Origin of the sequence: Flavisolibacter ginsengisoli DSM 18119, from assembly GCF_900129295.1 — a bacterium.
Taxonomy (GTDB): domain Bacteria; phylum Bacteroidota; class Bacteroidia; order Chitinophagales; family Chitinophagaceae; genus Flavisolibacter; species Flavisolibacter ginsengisoli.
Map to the genome: position 1 here is coordinate 42405 of NZ_FQUU01000019.1, position 20579 is coordinate 62983.

Here is a 20579-nt window from a genome sequence, read left to right on the forward strand (position 1 = left end):
ATTAATGAACAGGTTTAGCAGGCTAAGTTTGATCACTGTTGTTTTGAATTTGATCTGCCTGCAGTTGTTTGCGCAGGTTCATAAGGCGCCGGCTTATCCCTTACTTACGCATGATCCCTATTTCAGTGTGTGGTCTTTTACGGATACACTCAATAATAAGCCCACAACGCATTGGACTGGAAGCAACCAGGGTTTACTAGGTTGGGTAACAGTGGATGGCAAAGTATATAGTTTCCTCGGTGATAAGGAGAAAGCCTGGAAGACCATTCTTCCTGCTTCAGACGAAGCAGGCTACACTGTTCGCTATACAGAGGAAAAGCCAGGTGATGATTGGATGAAGGAAGGTTTTGATGACAGCAAATGGAAAACAGGAAAAGGCCCCTTTGGCAATAATGATGCAGCACCTACCAAATGGGAAAAAAGAGACCTGTATGTACGCCGTGTATTTGAACTGAACGATATTGATACCAGTGTTTTTCTAAAAACCGTACATGATGATGACTGTGAGATATTCCTGAATGGAGAGAAAGTGTATAGTGCTGCGCTGATCAGGAAATATAGATACACGAGCATACAAAACCTGCTGAAGAAAGGAAAAAATATCATTGCTGTTCATGGCATCAACACAGGTGGTGATTCCTGGCTGGACTTTGGCATTTCGGCAGAAAAACTGGAACAGGCCAGTTCAATGGCTAAGGCGGAACAACAATCTGTTACCATAACAGCCACACAGACCAAATATATATTCAACTGTGGTAAGGTAACGCTGGAGGTGAAATTCATTTCTCCTCTACTACTGAATGACCTGAAACTATTATCCAGGCCTGTTTCCTATGTATCATTCAAAGCAACTTCCAAAGATGGGGCGGCGCATCATGTGCAGGTATTTGTGGGCACTTCTACCGACCTGGCTGTGAATGAGCCTTCCCAGGAGGTAACCGTACAAACGGTATCATCAAAGAGCTTAAATATCTTAAAAGCCGGAACCCGGGCACAGCCGGTATTGCAAAAAAAGGGTGACGACCTAAGGATAGACTGGGGATACCTGTATGTAGCCACACCTGTAACGGGCCATTCAAGGCAGTATGTAACATCGAAAGAGGATTTACTGCCCGGTATTACTTCAGCAAAGAAGAATAATACTATATCATCAGGAAAAGAACTTTCTCTTAATACCCTACTTGATCTTGGAAAGGTGGGCAGCAAGGCTGCAGAAGCTTACATCATGATCGGGTATGATTATATCTATGCTATAGAATATTTTGGCCAACAATTAAAGCCATGGTGGAGGAATGAAAATGGCGCCACTATGCTTACCCAATTGACCAGGGCTGCATCGGATTACAGCAAAGTGTTACAAAGATGTGATGCCTTTGATAAAAAGATGTATGCAGATGCCACAGCGTCGGGTGGCAGGGAATATGCGGATCTCTGCGTACTGGCCTACCGCCAGAGTGTGGCTGCACATCAACTGGTAAAGAGCCCAACGGGTGAGTTGCTCTTTTTATCTAAAGAGAATTTCAGTAATGGTTCTATCAATACAGTGGATGTTACTTATCCTTCTGCCCCACTTTACCTTGTTTACAATCCAGACCTGTTAAAAGGAATGTTGAGCGGCATTTTTCATTACAGTGAGAGCGGCAAATGGAAAAAGCCGTTTGCAGCGCATGACCTGGGCACCTATCCAAAGGCTAATGGGCAAACCTACGGTGAGGACATGCCGGTGGAGGAATCAGGTAATATGCTCATACTTACTGCCGCCATTGCCAGGGCTGAAGGAAATGCTTCTTATGCCAAAAAGCACTGGAAAACCCTGACCACCTGGGCTGAGTTCCTAAGCAAGGAAGGTTTTGATCCAGCCAACCAGTTATGTACGGATGATTTCGCCGGCCACCTGGCACGCAATGCCAACCTTTCTATTAAGGCTATTGTGGCGTTGCGTTGTTATGGTATGCTGGCTTCCATGCTTAAAGATGAAGCCAGTGCCGCTAAGTATAATAACATGGCCAAAGAAATGGTTGGCAAATGGATGCAGCTGGCGGATGCCGGGGATCATTATGCTCTAACCTTTAATGATAAAAACACCTGGAGTCAGAAATATAACATGGTGTGGGATAAGGTGCTGGGTTTACACCTTTTCCCTTCAGCAGTGTATACTAAAGAGGTGAATTATTACCTGGAGCACCAGAATACTTATGGCCTTCCCCTGGATAGCCGGAAAAGTTATTCCAAATCTGACTGGATCCTATGGACGGCTGTGTTGACAGACAAGCCAGCGGAATTTCAAAAGCTGGCGGCACCGGTTTATAAATATGCTATGGAAACTACCTCGAGAGTGCCGTTGAGTGACTGGCATGAAACAACCACGGGTAAAATGGTGGGTTTCCAGGCAAGGAGCGTGGTGGGAGGCTATTATATGAAACTCCTGCAGCAAAAGATGAATAATAAGAAGTAGTATCTCTCATATATAGTAATAGCAGTCGGACCCTTTGTTTCTACATAGGGTCCTTTTTTTATGGTATCATGACATCAAAATAAAAAACGGATTTCTTTTCCACCTTTCATCAACAGGGTATATACGATGGGGGTGTGTGGAAAATTACAGGCATTGGAAAAATAATTGTAATGCATGAAAATCAAACGGGACCGCTCATATGTAATTCCTTTTTTATAAAAAAAGGCAGTAATTAATTTGAACCATTGATTAATTTTTCTATTTTGCCGCAGATAACCAATAGGAACTAAGTGTTTCTACTAACTGCCAGTATCTATGAATTCAAGAACCTTACTTAGCGTAATTACGCTACTTTTTTCTTTCTTCTTCAGTGTAACTACTAAAGCACAATCTTTTGGAATTAATGCTTCAGCTGCCTGGATCACCAATTGCAGCCAGAACGATTATTTCAATACTTCGGGTAGTGGCTCTAACCTGATAGGACCAGCAGGGAACACCTTTAACAATACTAACCTTGGTGCCTATACGCAGAATGCTGAGACACTTATATTAAGAGGTGGTGAAGTAAGAAGTTTTAAAATACCTGGTGTTGCCAATGTGTGCAGTGCCCATATGTATTACAGGGTATACCTGCAAACAGGAGTGCCGGGAAGTTTTAACGTAATGGATCTTTCTTTTGTTGATGATTGCAATGTGCCAGCGGGTACGTATCCTTCAGGTGGTTCCTGTGTGGCGGGCGATCAGAAATGGAACAGAGTGGTTAACGATGGAACTACTACACCCTATGCACCGGTTAATCTTACTGCCTATGCGCCCGGCAATTATGTGCTTGAAATATATTATGATGTTACAGGCTCCAACAGTTCTACCAGCCTGTGTAATGAGACAGTAACACTAAATAATGGAGGGAATAATTATAAGGCCTTCTTTTCCATACAAGCGCCTGTATTGGAAAGCTACAACCCAACAACATGTAATGGTACGGAAGGATTTATAACTATCAGTGGATTAACACCAGGGAGCACTTACTCCATCAGTTATTCTGATGACGGAGCGCCTGTAGGTCCATTAAACCTTACAGCCAATGCATCCGGCCAGGTCACAATTAGTAATTTAAATGCCGGCACCTATGCCGATTTTACCATAATAAGTAGTGGTTGCCCCACTGATCTGAATACGGGTGTTATATTGTCAAACCCGGTATTTACACCTAAGTTTACCAAGATCGCTCCTTTTTGTGCAGGATCAACTGCACCAGTATTACCAACCACTTCAACGAATGGAATTGCGGGTACCTGGAATCCTTCAGTTGTTGATAATCAAAACTCAGGTACCTACACTTTTACGCCTAATGCCGGCCAGTGCGGGATACCAACAACTATGAGCGTGACGGTGAATCCAAAGGTGACACCAACGTTTAGCTTTGGAACTTCCCTGACCATATGTGCAGGAGGATCAGTGCCAGCACTGACCACCACTTCCACCAATAGTATTACAGGTACCTGGAATCCTTCCATTGTAGATAATCAAAATTCTGGCACCTATACATTTACGCCAGCGGCTGGTCAATGCGCCAACCCGGCAACATTTACTGTAACGGTTACGCCTAATATTCCACCAACCTTTAGTTTTGGTACAACACTGACTATTTGTGCAGGACAGGCAGTTCCGGCTTTGTCAACAACTTCCAGCAATGGGATTACAGGTACATGGAATCCTGCAACTGTTGATAATCAAAATTCAGGGACTTACACATTTACACCTACGGCTGGCCAGTGTGCCACAACGGCAACATTTACAGTGACTGTTAATCCGAATGTCACACCCACATTTAGTTTTGGTACTTCATTAAATATATGTGCCGGCGGAACAGTGCCTTCATTGCCCGGAACATCAGTCGAGGGAATCACTGGAACATGGAATCCTGCTACGGTTGACAATCAAAATTCTGCTACCTACACTTTCATGCCTAGTGCAGGTCAGTGTGCGCTGAATACAACATTTACAGTAACCGTAGCGCCTAACATTCCACCTTCGTTTGCCTTTGGCAGTTCACTGACCATTTGCGCAGGTGGTGCAGTGCCTTCTCTGCCTGCAACCTCAGATAATGGAATAACTGGTACATGGAGTCCTGCAATAGTGGATAACCAGAATTCTGCTACCTATACGTTCACACCCACTGCAGGACAGTGTGCCACAACGGCAACATTTACAGTGACTGTTAATCCGAACATCACACCTGCTTTCAGTTTTGGAACAACATTGACTATTTGTGCAGGTGGAACAGTGCCAGCTTTGTCTACTACATCTACCAATGGCATTACAGGTACCTGGAGTCCAGCTTCAGTAGACAATCAGGATTCTGCTACCTATACATTTACACCATCCGCAGAGCAATGTGCTACTACTACAACATTCACTGTAACGGTGAATCCGAATGTAACACCCACATTTAGCTTTGGAACTTCTTTAAATATATGTGCAGGCGGAACGGTGCCTGCTCTTCCGGCTACATCAACGGAAGGCATTACCGGGTCCTGGAATCCTGCTACCGTGGATAACAATGCTTCGGGTACTTATACATTTACACCGACTGCAGGTCAGTGTGCCACTACGACCAACTTTACAGTTACCGTGGCGCCTAATATTCCACCAAGCTTTGCCTTTGGTAGTTCATTAACTATCTGTGCCGGTGGATCTGTACCTGCATTGCCAGCTACATCTGACAACGGTATCAATGGTACTTGGAATCCTGCTACTGTAGACGATCAGAATTCCGGAACCTATACTTTCACACCAACAGCAGGGCAGTGCGCCACAACAGCCAGTTTCACTGTAACGGTGAACCCGATTATAACCCCAATATTTAGTTTTGGCACCAGCTTATCAATTTGCGCAGGAGGAACTGTACCTGCATTAGTTACAACTTCCAGCAATGGAATAACAGGAAGCTGGAGTCCTGCCACAGTGGATAACCAGAATTCTGCTACCTATACATTTACACCCAATGCAGGACAGTGTGCTGTGAACACCACCTTTACTGTATCGGTTAATTCCAATACTGCCCCGGTATTTTCATTTGGTTCTTCATTAACCATTTGTGCAGGTGGAAGTGTTCCTGCACTACCCACAACATCAGACAATAGTATCAACGGTACATGGAGTCCTGCATCAGTAAATGACCAGGCTTCCGGTACATACACCTTTACACCAACTGCTGGTCAGTGTGCGACAACTGCCACGTTTACTGTAACTGTCAATCCGAATATCACACCAACATTTGGTTTTGGAACTTCATTGACGGTTTGTGCAGGCGGATCTGTTCCGGCCTTACCGAATGCTTCCGATAATGGTATCAATGGTAACTGGTCACCAGCCACTGTAGATAATACAGCCTCGGGTACTTACACCTTTACTCCAACTGCAGGACAATGTGCGCTTACCACAACATTCACAGTAACGGTGAATCCAAACGTAACGCCAACCTTTAGCTTTGGAACTTCACTGGCCATATGTGCCGGTGGAACAGTGCCTGCTTTACCTGCTACATCCGCAAATGGTATTACCGGTACATGGAGCCCGGCTACGGTTGACAACCAGGCATCAGGCAGCTATACTTTTACACCGGCTTCAGGACAGTGTGCGACAACAACAAATTTTGATGTAACAGTAACACCGAATACGGTGCCTGTATTTAGCATAGGATCAACACTGACCATTTGTGCGGGCGCCGCAGTTCCGGCTTTACCTGCATCTTCAGATAATGGTGTTGCGGGAACCTGGAGTCCTGCTACCATAGATAACCAGGCTTCCGGTGTTTATACATTCACTCCATCAGCGGGTCAATGCGCTACCACTGCAACATTTACTGTAACAGTGAATCCAAATATTACGCCTACGTTTTCTTTTGGCACGTCCATGAGCATATGTGCAGGATCTGGTGCGCCAGCCCTGCCGACAACATCTGTTAATGGCATCACAGGAACCTGGAATCCTGCGACGGCTGATGATCAGAATTCAGCAACCTATACATTCACGCCTGCTGCCGGACAGTGTGCAGTTAGTACAACATTTAGTTTAACAGTTAATCCGAATTTGACACCAACATTTGACTTTGGTACATCCATGACCATTTGTGCGGGATCAGGTGCACCTACTTTGCCGGCAACTTCCAACAATGGTATCACAGGTACCTGGAATCCTGCAACAGCAAATGACCAGGCTACAACCACGTATACATTTACACCTGCTGCCGGTCAGTGTGGCACTACTACAACCTTTACATTAAATGTTACACCGAATACTATACCCACATTTGGTTTTGGCACATCGCTGACCATATGTGCAGGAAGTGCAGTACCTGTATTGCCTTCAACATCCGACAATGGTATCGATGGAAACTGGAATCCTGCAGTAGTGAGTAACCAGGCCTCCGGTATCTATACATTTACACCGGTTACTTTGCCGGGTCAATGTATCAGCACCGTGAAATTCAATGTAACGGTCAATCCAATACTTACACCAACCTTTAGCTTTGGAACAACACAGGTAATATGTTCCGGATCTGCCGTACCTGTATTGGCCACTACTTCTGATAATGGCATCAAAGGTGTATGGGCTCCTGCGGTGGTCAGCAACCAGGCTTCGGCAATGTATACCTTTACAACAGATCCAGGCCAGTGCGCCGCACCCAATGCAAGCTTTACGGTAACAGTACCACCAGTTGCTACCGTCAATGCGAAGAATGATACCACCGTGAATGACGGTGACCTGCTTCCATTATTTACTATTGAAGGTTCACCAGCAACAGGTGTGACCTATGCATGGACAAATTCAAACATCGCGATTGGCCTTGCAGCTTCCGGAACCGGTACCATACCAGCTTTCACGGCAACGAACAAGGGCAGTGCTCCTATTAAAGGAACTATAACCATAACACCTTCCATTAATGGTTGTGCCGGTACACCACGTACCTACGTGATCACCGTAAATCCATTGGATAAGGATGTATTTGTGCCAAACGTATTCTCTCCCAATGCTGATGGGAAAAATGACAAGCTGTTCGTGTATGGTAATTATATCACGCAGGTTGATATGCACATATTCAACCAGTGGGGACAGGAAATATTTATTATAGACAGCAAGACAAAGGGATGGGATGGAACCTTTAAAGGGAAGCCACAGCCTGTAGGCGTGTATGTGTATGCGCTGAAAGCAGTAATGACAGACGGACGAACCATTTCTATGAAAGGATCAATCACACTGGTAAGATAAAAACTAACTGCACGGGGCAGTGATGAGAAACACTGCCCCGGGTAAAAATAATATCCAATAAAAAAATGAAAACGTTTACGATGAAACTTTCTGCTTTACTCACCACCTGCCTCGTGCTGGCTGGCATGCAACGGTTGGCTGCGCAGACAGACCCTCATTTTACGCAGAACTATACGTATCCTATGTATGTGAATCCTGCGCTGGCGGGCAGTGGCAACGGTGACTACAGAGTTTCAGCTATTTATCGCAGCCAGTGGGGTGGAGTAGGTAATCCCTATCGCACAACAGGCGTATCCTTTGATACACGCACAGATAAAAATATAAACCTGGGTGCCAACCTGATGAACCAGGCCGCCGGGGATGGTGGATTCAATTACTTAAATGCTTACGCTACCATTGCCTACACTGGTGTGAAGTTTGGAAAGAACCTGGAACATAGGCTGGTGTTTGCCTTACAGCCAGGTTTGATCAACCGCCGTATTGACCAGAGCAAATTCAAATGGGGTGAGCAATGGAATCCTATAACGGGTTACAATGCTTCCAATCCCACATCTGAAAGCTTTGCTGCTACCTCCGCTACCACATTTGATGTTGGCGCCGGTGCATTATATTATGATGCTTCTGAAGATAAAAAATACAATGTCTTTGGTGGTGTTTCTTTCTTCCACCTGAATAGTCCCAAAGATCCTATCATATCCTCTCAAAGCGATGTGTTGAATACCATACCCTTAAGATATACTATACATGGAGGCGTAAGTTTCAATATGGAAGAAGGGCTCAGTATTGTTCCTCATATTCTTTATATGCAACAGGGAAATGCCAGGGAAACTATGTTGGGTGTGTACGCACAAAAGAACGTGAATGAAGAAACGGATATCATGGTGGGTGCGTATTATCGTCATAAGGATGCCTTTGCACCATTTGTGGGTGTTGATTACCGGGATTTCCTGGTAGGATTGAGCTATGACATGAACACATCCAAACTGGGAAGCTTATCCAGGAACATCAACAGCTTTGAGTTGAGTGTTTCCTACAAACCTAAAAAAGGTGCGAAAAGCATTTTTGATTTTATACGTTGTCCCCGTTTGTAATTCTATTACATAAAAAGTTAGCAGCCATATTATGAATGCCCTTCAATCTCTTCCGATAAATAACCTTACCATGAAACTGCATAAGGTAAAGAATACTGCTTTGCTGGTGCTGGCGGGTTGTGCCCTGGCAACACAGGCTTACAGCCAGGCAGACAATAGCCTGGCGCTGGCCGATAAATATTTTGCTGCCGGTGATTATTTTACCGCTGCAGGTCTTTACGGGCAATACCTTCACCCGGTAAAAAAACAAACCTCCAGCGACTTTCCTTTGAATATAAAAAAGAGAGGTGGGTCCGGTAAGGGCAATTATGTCAATGACCTGGCTATCCAGTTCAAACAGGCAGAGAGCTACAGGCTGGCCAATTACTGGAACGAAGCCGCTGTCCTTTACAAAGAATGTTTTGATAAGGACCCTGTAACTTATCCCAATGCCTTGTATTGGTATGCTGTATGCCAGCGCAGCCTGGGAAATTATGCTGCAGCACAGGAAAGCCTTGACCAGTTTATTTCAGGCAACCCTGGAACGGCCTACATGCAGGAAGCGGGTAAGGAAAAGGACAGGCTTACGTTTATAAGCCAGCAAAGATCAAGACCAGATTCAGTATTGTTTCATGTGCAAAAACTGTCCATCAATACAGGCAACGAAACTTCAGTATATGCACCAATGATAGCTGGCAATGATCAATATTTAGTAACAAGTACAGTGAAGGATTCAGTTGCCTTGCCTGGCGTTAACCCTTATCACAACAGGCTGTTTCAATCTACGTTGGTGAATGGCAGTTTACAAAACCTCTCTCCTGTAACCATAGAGGGAAATGACAATAGTTTGAACCAGGGTACGGCATCTCTTAGCCCTGATAGAAATACGATATATTTTACCCAATGGAAAAAGGAAAATGGTGGCTCTGTTTCTTCAATATATTATGCCACCAAAAAAGATAATGGATGGAGCCAGCCTGTGTTGATGCCATCTGTGAACCAGGAAGGCAGTAACAGTAAACAGCCATTCTGTACTGCTGATGGAAAATATTTATTCTTTGCTTCCGACAGGAAGGGAGGATCGGGCCAGTTTGATATCTGGTATGCACCGCTGCAGGCTGATGGCCAGGCAGAAGAACCAGTTAATGCCGGAACTGTTATCAATACGGCAGGCAACGAACAGGCGCCATTCTATCATGCCGCCAGCAATACACTTGTATATGCATCAGACAATAGGCCGGGCATGGGTGGGTATGATCTGTTTGCTGCCAGGGGAAAGGAAACTAACTGGCAGGCACCGGAGAATATGGGTCATCCTATCAATTCCTCTCGTGATGATATCTATTATTACGCTTCAGAAAAGGGATCTATATACAATGATGCTTTGATAGGTTCAGACAGGGGATCTGAATGTTGCCTGTCAACCTATACTGTTTCTAAAACAGCAAAAAGACAACTGATTGCAGGTATTGTCAGGGATTGTAAGGATAACGCACCACTGGCCGGAGCGGAAGTAGTGATGAAAGAAACTTCAGGTAAAACCTATAACAGCACAACAGGTGCAGATGGGAGTTATGTATTTGAATTATCGGGTGATATCAACCAACGACAGTTCCTGCTGAGCAAAGAAAAATATGCAGGTAAAACTGCAGAAATGGAAGTGGATGGAGGAAAAACTGGTTGGCTGATAGATACCATTTACAATGCGCCGCTTTGCCTGGAAAAGAAGCTGGTGATCAAGGTGGAGAATGTAGTAACGGTTTATTTTGATTTTGACAAGAGCTTATTAAGGGACCGTGCCACACAACAACTGGATTCTATCTATAACGTATTGGTAGAAAATCCAAAGGCCACCATCCAGGTATCTGGTTATACCGATGGACTGGGCTCGGTAGAATATAACAAGATACTTTCTGACAAGCGGGCCAAAGCCTGTGCTGATTATTTAATTGCAAAAGGTATAGATGCCTCGAGGATCAGCTTTGAATCCTTCGGCGCCTGTTGCCCGGTTGAAATGGAAATGATCAATGGAAGGGATAATCCTGATGGAAGAAGTATGAATAGAAGAGCACTGATCAATATTGATAAACCAGCAGAAGAATAATTGGAAAATATATAGTGCATTGAAATAGGATAGCATCAAATGCTGACCACCAGGTCAGCATTTTTTATTACGCTTTACTCAAACTTCCTTAATGAATAATCATCAAATTGATAGGAGGAAGTAGTAATCGTTCCCTTTTTTAAAGCATACCAGGGACTAATGGATGTATTGAAAGGGTTACTGACCACATACATGGTTTGCGCAGGTGTATAACCTTCCACTAATTTGAATAATCTTTCGCCTGAACCTGATACTTTTTCGTCAACAATGATGCAGCAATGTCCCGGGCTGCCGGGAGTAATGATAATGACGCCTACGCCAAAATCTTTGGCAGGCTTTAAATGATTATACAGTGAAATGGTTCCTGCCCAGGTATAAACAATATCTAAGTAGTCGCGCAATGCTTTGTGTGAAATAAGAACAGGACTGGATCTTATGAATTGAACGGTGTTGCCCCTGGCAACAGGTCTTTTACCAGTACAATAATCTTCAAAGGAATAATATTGGCCATCAGTGAAATGAAAGCCAATGGCAGAATAGCGTTCCTGTGCAAAAAGGTATTCAGCCCTGAGGCGCATCAGCGCATCGGCACATTGTTGAAGGTCGCGCTTGCCTACATCAAAAGCAACTATGCCTGCCTGCTTGGATTGGTTGGCAATAGCATTTCCTTTATAATCAAGGATGATACCTTCCGTAATGGGAAGATGTTGCAGGAAGTATCCCCAACTGTCTTTATTGAAACTTACCAATGAATCATTGGTGATGGTAGCTGCTGGCAATGCCTGTATAGATACATGATCAGTTGCATTCGTGCAGCCTGCAAGGACTACGGATAATAGTACTCTCATAACTAAGTTTTCATTGAGATGCACAGCTCCGGGGTTTCCATAAGGCTTGTTGAATTAATTATTTCTCTTTTTTTTATTTAGTGCCTTGCCCTGATTACACCTATCTGTATGTACACATTTTTTTCCGCATCATAGTATTGAATGTTTTATACAATACTTTGTCATTATCGATTTGACCCAGCATATAAATTTGAAAACAAATAATTTGATATTCCCAAGCCTCATAGAGGCGATATTTTGGTAGAAAAAACATTGTATTTTGAAGAAGCAAAGCCCTGTAAGGGCGACATTTTTATTTAAAGAAGAATGGCCAACACGTATTCACAAATCTCTATTCATGCCGTTTTTGCTGTAAAGGGCAGAGAGAATTTCATCATTGCTCCCTGGCAGGATCAGCTACACCGCTACCTCTCAGGTATTATTACTTCAAACGGGGCCACATCTCTAGCCGTAGGTGGCTGGAAGGATCATGTACATATTTTTTTTGGAATGCCGGTGACCACTTGTCTCTCGGATTTTATGAGCATTGTTAAAGCAAGCAGCAGCAAGTGGATCAATGAGCAACAGTTTATTAAAGGAAAGTTTCAGTGGCAGTCAGGCTACGGGCATTTTCTCATTCCAAAAGCCAAAGAGATGGCGTTATTAATTATATTATGGGTCAGCAGGAGCATCACAGGGTCCGGACTTTCAAAGAAGAGTATTTGAAGATCTTGTCTGACTATGAAATACCTTATGAGGAAAAATATCTTCCTGAGTTTTACAGCTAAGAAAATGTCGCCCCGCTGGGGCTTTGGGATCTACTCAATATGTTTTCTTCTACCAAAATGCCGCCCTTACAGGGCTCCTGGCTAACTGAACTCACTACTTTTCTGTTGCTAAATAATCCTCTATGTGAGGGCTGAAATCCTTGTCTTGTCTAAGCTGGGAGTTTGTGATCCCTTCCCTGATGAAAATTGTGTCCACACGATAGGGATTACCGAGAATGGAAAAAGTTTAAGAATCCTGGCAGGTTACCTATTTCATTGAAACGGTATCAATAGAAATAAACCAGGTTATGAAACGATTGCTCTTCTTCCCTGCACTCTTCATTATAATAAGTGGTTGTCAAAACAACACCGGTGAGAATGAATTAGCCAAAGCACTTACAGATACCACATCCATCACTGGTATCACAGGTGATTCAGTGAAACTGGTGAAGACTGCCAGAATAGATTTCAAGGTGAAAGATGTTGAAAAAGCTGGCTGGGGAGTTTCGGCATTGGCCCAACAATTAGGTGGAAAGATCTTTCATCAACAATTAGAAACAATAGAAGGAGAAAGGAAGGAACTTAAGATGTCTGATGATTCTCTTTTGGTCATCACTGCGTATACTCCCCGTGTTGCTATAACTGTAAGGATACCATCGGAGAACCTGGAATTGTTTCTTCATAACATAGCCGGCCTGGGTTATTATACCAGCAGCAGCCGATTAGATATAGAAGATAAGAGCCTGGCCTTTCTTGAAAATGAATTGAAACAAAAAAACAGGCAACGGGAATTATCCAAACCAGGAAATACAGTTAAAGCCCTTGCATCTATGCAATCGATCAATGTAAAAGATGCGATGATCGAACAGCATATTGCGAACAGGGCTATTGATGCCGACGTCAATTACAGCCTTGTAAATATTTCTTTGTTTCAAAACTCCCTGGTCCGAAAAGAGGTGATCGCCAATTACATTCTTACTGGTTATGAACTACCCTTTCATAAAAGATTATTGAATGCCATTGGCAATGGCTGGGAAATGTTCTTAAGCTTTGTTCTCTTCCTGGCGCATCTATGGATGTTCTTTTTGGTGGCAGGTATAGCATGGATCATCTACCGCTATTTTCAGCAAAGCAGGAAGATGGCTTACAATAATTCTACATTTAAATAATTAGATAGCAACGATCTTCTTTCCAAAAGGCATTAATGAGATCTCTACCAGCTTGAAATGTTGCCTGGCGAAGGGTATACCTATTATTGTAAGGAATAACACGATGCCGAAAGCTATATGGGTCAGGGCCAGCCACACGCCACCGAATACAATCCAGATAATATTTAAAAAAGTGGAGATGGTTCCGGAAGAGGAGGGATTATTCACGGCCTTCCGTCCAAAGGGCCAGAGGACAAACCCTGCCATTTTAAAACATTGAAGCCCGAAAGGGATGCCGATCACGGTGCAACAAAGTATAAAGCCGCCAATGCAATAGCCGATGGCACTGACCAAGCCTCCGAAGATCAGCCATATAAGATTACCTAACAGGTTCATAAGGAAAGTTGTTTTGGTTTGAAAGCGCTAATATGATGAAAAATATTGCAACATTGATGTATTTCCTTTTGTGGAAAAGAATAATATATGTGTGACTGTTTTTAAAATTCTCCCTTTCTCCTCTTAACTACTTCCCCATATCAAAAAAATAATAATACGATCCCCTGTTGGTAATATTTATTTAATACCCACCTGCATTTTGTATTCATTAACACTTCATCTTTGCGCCCGAAAATTCAAACACATTATGCTTAAAAGACTGACCGTATTACTTAGTTTTCTTTTATGCCTTTCCCTAAGCCATGTAATGGCGCAGGAAACTACCTCTGAGATCCAGGGCGTGGTGACCAGTGATAAAGGAACAGGCCTGGAAGGCGCTACAATTGTAGCAACCCACCTGCCGACAGGTACCCATTATTCCACCTCAACCCGCAAGGACGGCCGTTACAACCTGCCTAACCTGCGTGTGGGAGGACCTTATGAACTGACTGCTTCTTTCGTAGGCTTCGGCACTGAAAAGCGTTCAGACATCATGCTGACACTTGGAACTGCTTACAGGGCAGATTTTTCAATGACCTCCAGTGAAGGTGCTCTTTCTGAGGTTACAGTAACCACAGGAAGCCGTGTATTCAGCAGAAGCCGTACCGGTTCTGCAGAATCTATCAACCGCCAGCAGATTGAACGTTTACCCACAGTAAACCGCAGCATCAACGACCTTACCCGCTTAACCCCTACAGCCAACAGTAACGCAACCTACGGTACCAGCTCTTTTGCCGGCCGTAATAACTCCTACAACAACCTTACGGTTAACGGAGCTTCTTTCAATAATACTTTCGGTTTGGCAGCAGGCCTTGGTGGCCAGGCCAATTCCCAGCCTATCAGTATTGATGCCCTTGAGCAGATCCAGGTAAATATCGCTCCCTATGATGTTACCCTGGGTTCTTTCACAGGTGCAGGTATTAACTCTGTTACCAAGAGCGGTACCAATGAATTCAAAGGATCTGTTTACAGTTATTGGAAAAGCCCAAGCCTGACCGGTACTAAAGTAGGACCAACCACTATTAACAAACAGGAATTCAATTTTAATAACCGTGGCGCCAGCATCGGTGGCCCGATCATTAAAAACAAATTGTTCTTCTTTGTAAGCGGTGAGCAGGAAAGAGTAAGCCAGCCGGCAACCAGCCTTGTAGCCAGCCGTAATGGTTCAAGCGGATCTGGTATCTCACAGGCTAAGGCTGAAGACCTGGAAGCTTTGAGTGCCTTCCTTAAAACCAAGTATGGTTATGAAACAGGACCTTTTGAGAATTACACTTTCGATACCCATAGTGACAAGATCACTGCAAGAGTTGACCTGAACATCAACAAGAAGAATACGCTGAACGTTAACTACTACTACCTGAAATCTTACCGTAATGTGCCTCCAAGCAACAGCGGTGCTATCAATAGTAACAGGCAGCCCAGTACCACAGCTATGCCTTTCTTCTCTTCCTCTTACGTGATCAATAACAACTTCAATATTGTTATTGCGGAATTGAACACGCGCATCAGCAACTCTGTTTCCAACAAAGTGCAGGTGGGTTACAACCAGCTGAGGGATTTCCGCAGCAGCCCCGGTGGCGTTTTTCCACTAGTGGATATTGCTAACGGAAATGGAAGCACCTTTACCTCTTTCGGATATGAGCCATTTACTGCTTTCAACGTGTTGAATACAGATACATGGCAGTTTAATGATATCCTGAACTGGTACAAAGGCAAGCACACATTTACTTTCGGTACACAGAATACCTATAACAAGTTCCGCAACGGTTTTGCACCCAATTATTATGGTGCTTACCAGTTTGCCAACCTTGATAGCTTTTATAAGAGTGCCAACACAGGATCTTTGAGCGCAAGCCGCTACGAAGTACGTTACTCAGCACGTAAGGGTGGTGAGTTCCCTTATGCTGACGTAGCAGCTTACCAGTTAGGCTTTTTTGCACAGGACAAGTGGAGCGCCTTGAATAACCTGGTGATCACTGCCGGTGTAAGAGCCGATGTGCCAATTTTCAAGCAAAGCTTCATTGCCAATACCAATGCTGATGCTTTAACCTTCCGTAATGGTGTGCGCATCCACACTGGTGAAGCACCTAAGACTTCCATTTTATGGAGTCCGAGAGTTGGTTTCAACTGGGATGTAATGGATAACAAGCAAACACAGGTTCGTGGTGGTTTGGGTATCTTCTCAGGTCCTCCTCCATTTGTATGGATCAGCAACCAGGCCAGCAACAATGGTGTTGACTTCGGATCAAAAGTGATCACTTCAGGCGTTGCTTTTTCTCCTGATGTTGATGCTTACCGTCCTGCAGGTGCAGCTGCCAACGTGAGCTATAACCTGGCAGTTACAGACCAGAACTTTAAATTCCCACAGGTATTCAGGACCAACCTTGCTGTTGACCAGAAGCTTCCTTTTGGAATCGTAGCAACAGTAGAAGGATTGTATAGCAAAGACCTGAACGCAGTGTATTTACAGAATGTAAACCTGCCTGCTACAGGTGTTGCTTTAGTAGGATCTGATAACAGGATTCGCTACGACAGTACCAGGATCTATAATACTATAAAATCAGGTAATACTGTTTTAAACACGGCAACAAGCCCGGATATCACCGATGCTATTTTAATGAGAAATACATCGAAAGGATATACTTACAGCGCTACTTTACAATTGCAGCGTAATGTAAAGAACCTTTACACCATGGTTGCCTATACGTATAGTAAAAGCAAATCAGTTAACGATGGTGGTTCTATTGCTCAATCCATGTGGAGAGACCGCCAGGTATCCGGAGATCCGAATGCTGATGCCTTGTCTTTCTCCAACTTCTACCAGCCTCACCGTGTGATAGCAGCAGCTTACTATCGTTTTGAATACGCCAAATACCTGGCTACTTCTATCGGCTTTACTTTTGAAGGAGCCAACGGCGGAACTGCCAGTTACACATATGGTGGAGATCTGAACAGGGATGGTTTAAGCGGTAACGATCTTGTTTACATTCCTAAGGATCAGAACGATATTGTACTGACTACTGAAAATGCAGCGGATACACGCACTCCTGCAGTGATCTGGGGACAGTTAAATACCTATATCAACCAGGATCCTTACCTGAGCCAGCACCGTGGAGAGTATGCAGTAAGAAATGGTTTGTTATTGCCATTTTACAAGCGTCTTGACCTGAACTTCTCACAGGATGTAAACCTGAAAGTGAACACCAAGACTAACACGCTGCGTTTCTCACTTGACATCTTCAACTTTGGTAACCTGTTGAACAAGAACTGGGGTGCTACCTATTTCGCCAACAGAACAGCTTTGTTGAACTTCAAGAAAGTGGAAACAACTGGTGCTAATGCAGGAAAGCCTGTATTCAGCTTCCCTTACCTGGATGCTGCCAACCAGGTTCCCCTGACAAGTTCTTTCCAGAAAAGTACCAGCCAGGCTTCCCGTTTCCAGGTTCAGTTAGGCGTACGTTATATATTTAACTAAGAACAGTTATAGTCTCTTTATAAAGCACCCGCAAGGGTGCTTTTTTTATGCCTGGTTGTTAATCCCCGCATTTTTCATTTACTCCAGGTAATAGATTTGGGTAGGTATTTCCTTCAGGCAAAACTTCCTGATCCTTCTTTTTATTATTTTGTTTTTCTATATTGAAAGGTGCACTATCAATAGAAAGTACACGAGGAATGCTTATGCTAAATCTAACAGCAGAACAACAAGCCATCATTCAATCATCAGGCAATATCCGGATCAATGCTGTTGCGGGATCAGGCAAAACAACAACCATTATTGAATATGCTGCTACGAGGCCTGCAAATTCCAGGATCCTTTACCTCGCCTATAATAAATCAGTAAAGTTGGAAGCGAAGAAACGGTTCGCCGAAAGGGGACTAAAAAATGTAAGGGTAGAAACAGCGCATTCTTTAGCTTATAAATCAATCGTTTTTGATAAGGGATTTAAAGTTTCCCAAAAGGAATTTAAGACCTATGATATCGCTGAGATATTAGGATTGCCAGGTAATGGTGAAAGACATGGAGAATATATCCTGGCCAATCACATTAATAAATTTATGACCTATTTCTGCAATAGTGAGGCGGAAAAAGTACAGGACCTGGACTATTTAAGTATAGTAACTGATGACAAAGCACGGTCTTTTGTTAAAGCATTTTATAAGCATATCGAAAAAGGAACACGTTTGCTATTAAGTAAAATGAATAGTGGGCACCTTGAGGTTTCTCATGATTTTTACCTGAAATTATACCAGCTATCTCACCCGGTACTGGATTATGATTACATGCTTTTTGATGAAGCCCAGGATGCTTCACCAGCCATGCTCAACATCTTTTTAAATCAAAAGGCAATTAAGGTAGTTGTAGGCGATTCTCACCAGCAGATCTATTCGTGGAGACATGCAGTAAATTCACTGGATAAAACCAATTTCCAGCTATATGATCTTAGCAACAGTTTTCGTTTTGGACAGGATATAGCCAACCTTGCTATGGAAATACTATCATGGAAAAAACATTTGCAGGAAGTGAAACCTGTTGTCATTGTGGGAAAAGGAACGCCACCGATGTCAAAATTCAAGGCAACCATAGCAAGAACTAACCTGGGCTTGCTCTTAAGGGCTATTACGTTTATTACTGAACATAAAGATGTCAACCATATCTACTTTGAAGGTAACATCAATTCCTACACCTATGCAGATGACGGTGCCTCACTGTATGATATTTTGAACCTGTATAATCATAAATATGATCTTGTAAGGGATAAATTGATCGGCAGTATGAAGGATCTTGATGACCTGGAAGAATATATCGAAAAAACAGAGGATGTTCAATTAGGAATGATGGTTGAAGTGGTGAAGGAATATCGTAATGAAATTCCTGCACTTATCAGGACCCTTAAAGAAAAGCATGTAGGTGACAGTGAAAAACATAAGGCGGAAATGGTATTTTCCACTGTACATCGTTCAAAAGGTATGGAGTATGATGCAGTGCAATTGGCAGAAGATTTTATAACGGAATCCAAACTGGAAAAATTGGCATCAGAGGATAAGAAAAAGAATGAGATCAACCACACTAAATATAATGAAGAGATCAACCTGCTCTATGTGGCTGTCACCCGAACCAAAGGTTTATTGCGGATACCAGAAACTTTATTGCCTAAGAATTTTCCGGCCTCTCCCCACATTCATATAATTAAGACTCCGAAGGATCCCGGTAAGGATCAACACAATGAAAGTGCGTCACTTCCTAAACATAAAATTGAAAGGCGCTGGACTGCAACCAATCAACCATCGAAACCTAAGGCAAGGACTTATTCAGAGATCAGGTTGGCCTACAAAAATGCCTACAAACCATGGACGCCTGAGTTAGACAAAGAGCTATTGGAAATGTATAACCAAAATGCAAAGCTGACCGCCATGGCAACTCATTTCGGAAGAAAGCAGGGAGCTATCATATCCCGTTTAAAAAAGCTGGTTGATCCGGACTTTGAATAGCATTTAAAATCAGAAGCTTTTCTACTATGGGTGTAAATCCCTATAATTTAGCGTGCATCTCTTTCAATATTTGAGCCTGGTCAACTATTTGCCTGTTCCGTAAACGATTTTCCCTATTTCGGGGGTGGCAAATACTGGTTACAAACCAGCTTTGCATCTTTTATGAGATCAATGAGAAAACTTAGCATTCTTTTACTTTTTACCATTATCGTTCATTATGCCCAGGCGCAGGACAGGTATTTTGCCCGCACCTATACTTCCAACGTATTGCCTAAAGGCAATTTTGATATTGAGCTCTGGCACACCTCCCGCTTTGGACACGAAGGCCAGTACTTTCATGCCATGGATCAGCGTATGGAGTTTGAAGTTGGCCTGGGAAAACAGGTGCAGACGGCGTTCTATTTCAATCGCTACCAGAAAAGCTTCACAGATAGTACTAATAATATCGCTCATGCCAGCGAGATTGGTTTCAGTAATGAATGGAAATGGAAGGTGACCAATCCATCCAGTAAACTGGGTGTTGCCTTGTATGGGGAACTGGGAGTGAAAGGAGATGAACTGGAACTGGAAGCAAAGATTATTCTCGACCGTTCATTTGGCAAAAACCTGGTTGCGTTTAATGCCATATATGAACTGGAAGCAGAGGCAGAAAGGGAAAATGGTGAAAATGAAATGGAGCTGGAAGAAACGCCCCTTGAATTTGACCTCGCCTATATGTATAATGTTTCTATCAACCTGGGATTGGGTGTGGAAGTGGTCAATCATAATGACATTTCAAAAGGACATTGGAACAACTCTGTTCTGTATGCAGGGCCTACATTAAACTACCGCGGCGACCGATGGTTCTTTATTGCTAATTATTTACCACAGATCAGGAACCTGCACAAGACTGATGTGTCTCCCAAAAACAGGGTGTTGGATGAACATGAGAGAAGCGAGGCAAGGATACTGGTGGGATTTTCTTTTTAGAAGAATCTCTATAAAATAATGAATCAATGATTTCCTGTTT

The 20579-nt window shown here is 43.3% G+C and carries 11 protein-coding genes; 9 read left to right on the top strand and 2 right to left on the bottom strand.

Going from position 1 to position 20579, the window contains the following annotated elements; translation table 11 throughout:
* Positions 1 to 4: 4 nt before the first annotated feature.
* The 4 genes from BUA53_RS17605 to BUA53_RS17620 all read left to right on the top strand — a co-directional run bounded on the left by BUA53_RS17605 (position 5) and on the right by BUA53_RS17620 (position 10903).
* Entirely contained in the window at positions 5 to 2455 is a 2451-nt protein-coding gene (locus BUA53_RS17605; protein WP_394333165.1) for a glutaminase family protein, read from the top strand.
* A gap of 315 nt (positions 2456 to 2770) precedes the next feature.
* Positions 2771 to 7729: a T9SS type B sorting domain-containing protein gene (locus BUA53_RS17610; protein WP_072836710.1), complete on the top strand. Its 4959-nt coding sequence runs from the start codon at positions 2771 to 2773 to the stop codon at positions 7727 to 7729.
* A 65-nt stretch (positions 7730 to 7794) separates the two neighbouring features.
* Positions 7795 to 8820, top strand: coding sequence for a PorP/SprF family type IX secretion system membrane protein (locus BUA53_RS17615; protein WP_084080230.1), 1026 nt, complete (start codon positions 7795 to 7797; stop codon positions 8818 to 8820).
* Positions 8821 to 8890: 70 nt separating this feature from the next.
* Positions 8891 to 10903 (top strand): OmpA family protein, encoded by a 2013-nt coding sequence (locus BUA53_RS17620; RefSeq protein ID WP_175546111.1) that lies wholly within the window; start codon positions 8891 to 8893, stop codon positions 10901 to 10903.
* 74 nt (positions 10904 to 10977) lie between these two features.
* Here the strand turns inward: BUA53_RS17620 and BUA53_RS17625 are convergent, their stop codons facing one another.
* A complete protein-coding gene (locus tag BUA53_RS17625) occupies positions 10978 to 11751 on the bottom strand; it encodes a DUF4846 domain-containing protein (protein ID WP_072836713.1) in 774 nt (257 codons plus the stop codon).
* A gap of 306 nt (positions 11752 to 12057) precedes the next feature.
* Between BUA53_RS17625 and BUA53_RS17630 the strand changes: the two genes are divergently transcribed.
* Entirely contained in the window at positions 12058 to 12456 is a 399-nt protein-coding gene (locus BUA53_RS17630) for a transposase (protein WP_217653023.1), read from the top strand.
* A gap of 349 nt (positions 12457 to 12805) precedes the next feature.
* Positions 12806 to 13666, top strand: a complete 861-nt coding sequence (locus BUA53_RS17635) for a DUF4349 domain-containing protein (RefSeq protein ID WP_072836714.1) — start codon at positions 12806 to 12808, stop codon at positions 13664 to 13666.
* On the opposite strand, the gene BUA53_RS17640 is transcribed toward BUA53_RS17635, so the two are convergent.
* Entirely contained in the window at positions 13667 to 14041 is a 375-nt protein-coding gene (locus BUA53_RS17640; RefSeq protein ID WP_072836715.1) for a YccF domain-containing protein, read from the bottom strand.
* Positions 14042 to 14288: 247 nt separating this feature from the next.
* Here BUA53_RS17640 and BUA53_RS17645 point away from each other — a divergent pair, with 247 nt between their 5' ends.
* From BUA53_RS17645 to BUA53_RS17655, 3 genes are all read left to right on the top strand, one after another.
* A complete protein-coding gene (locus BUA53_RS17645) occupies positions 14289 to 17555 on the top strand; it encodes a TonB-dependent receptor (RefSeq protein WP_072836716.1) in 3267 nt (1088 codons plus the stop codon).
* Between the two features lie 203 nt (positions 17556 to 17758).
* Positions 17759 to 19570: a UvrD-helicase domain-containing protein gene (locus tag BUA53_RS17650; protein ID WP_139256479.1), complete on the top strand. Its 1812-nt coding sequence runs from the start codon at positions 17759 to 17761 to the stop codon at positions 19568 to 19570.
* Positions 19571 to 19732: 162 nt separating this feature from the next.
* Positions 19733 to 20539 carry a hypothetical protein gene (locus BUA53_RS17655; RefSeq protein WP_139256480.1) on the top strand — a complete coding sequence of 269 codons (807 nt, stop codon included), beginning with the start codon at positions 19733 to 19735 and terminating at the stop codon, positions 20537 to 20539.
* Positions 20540 to 20579: the final 40 nt, after the last annotated feature.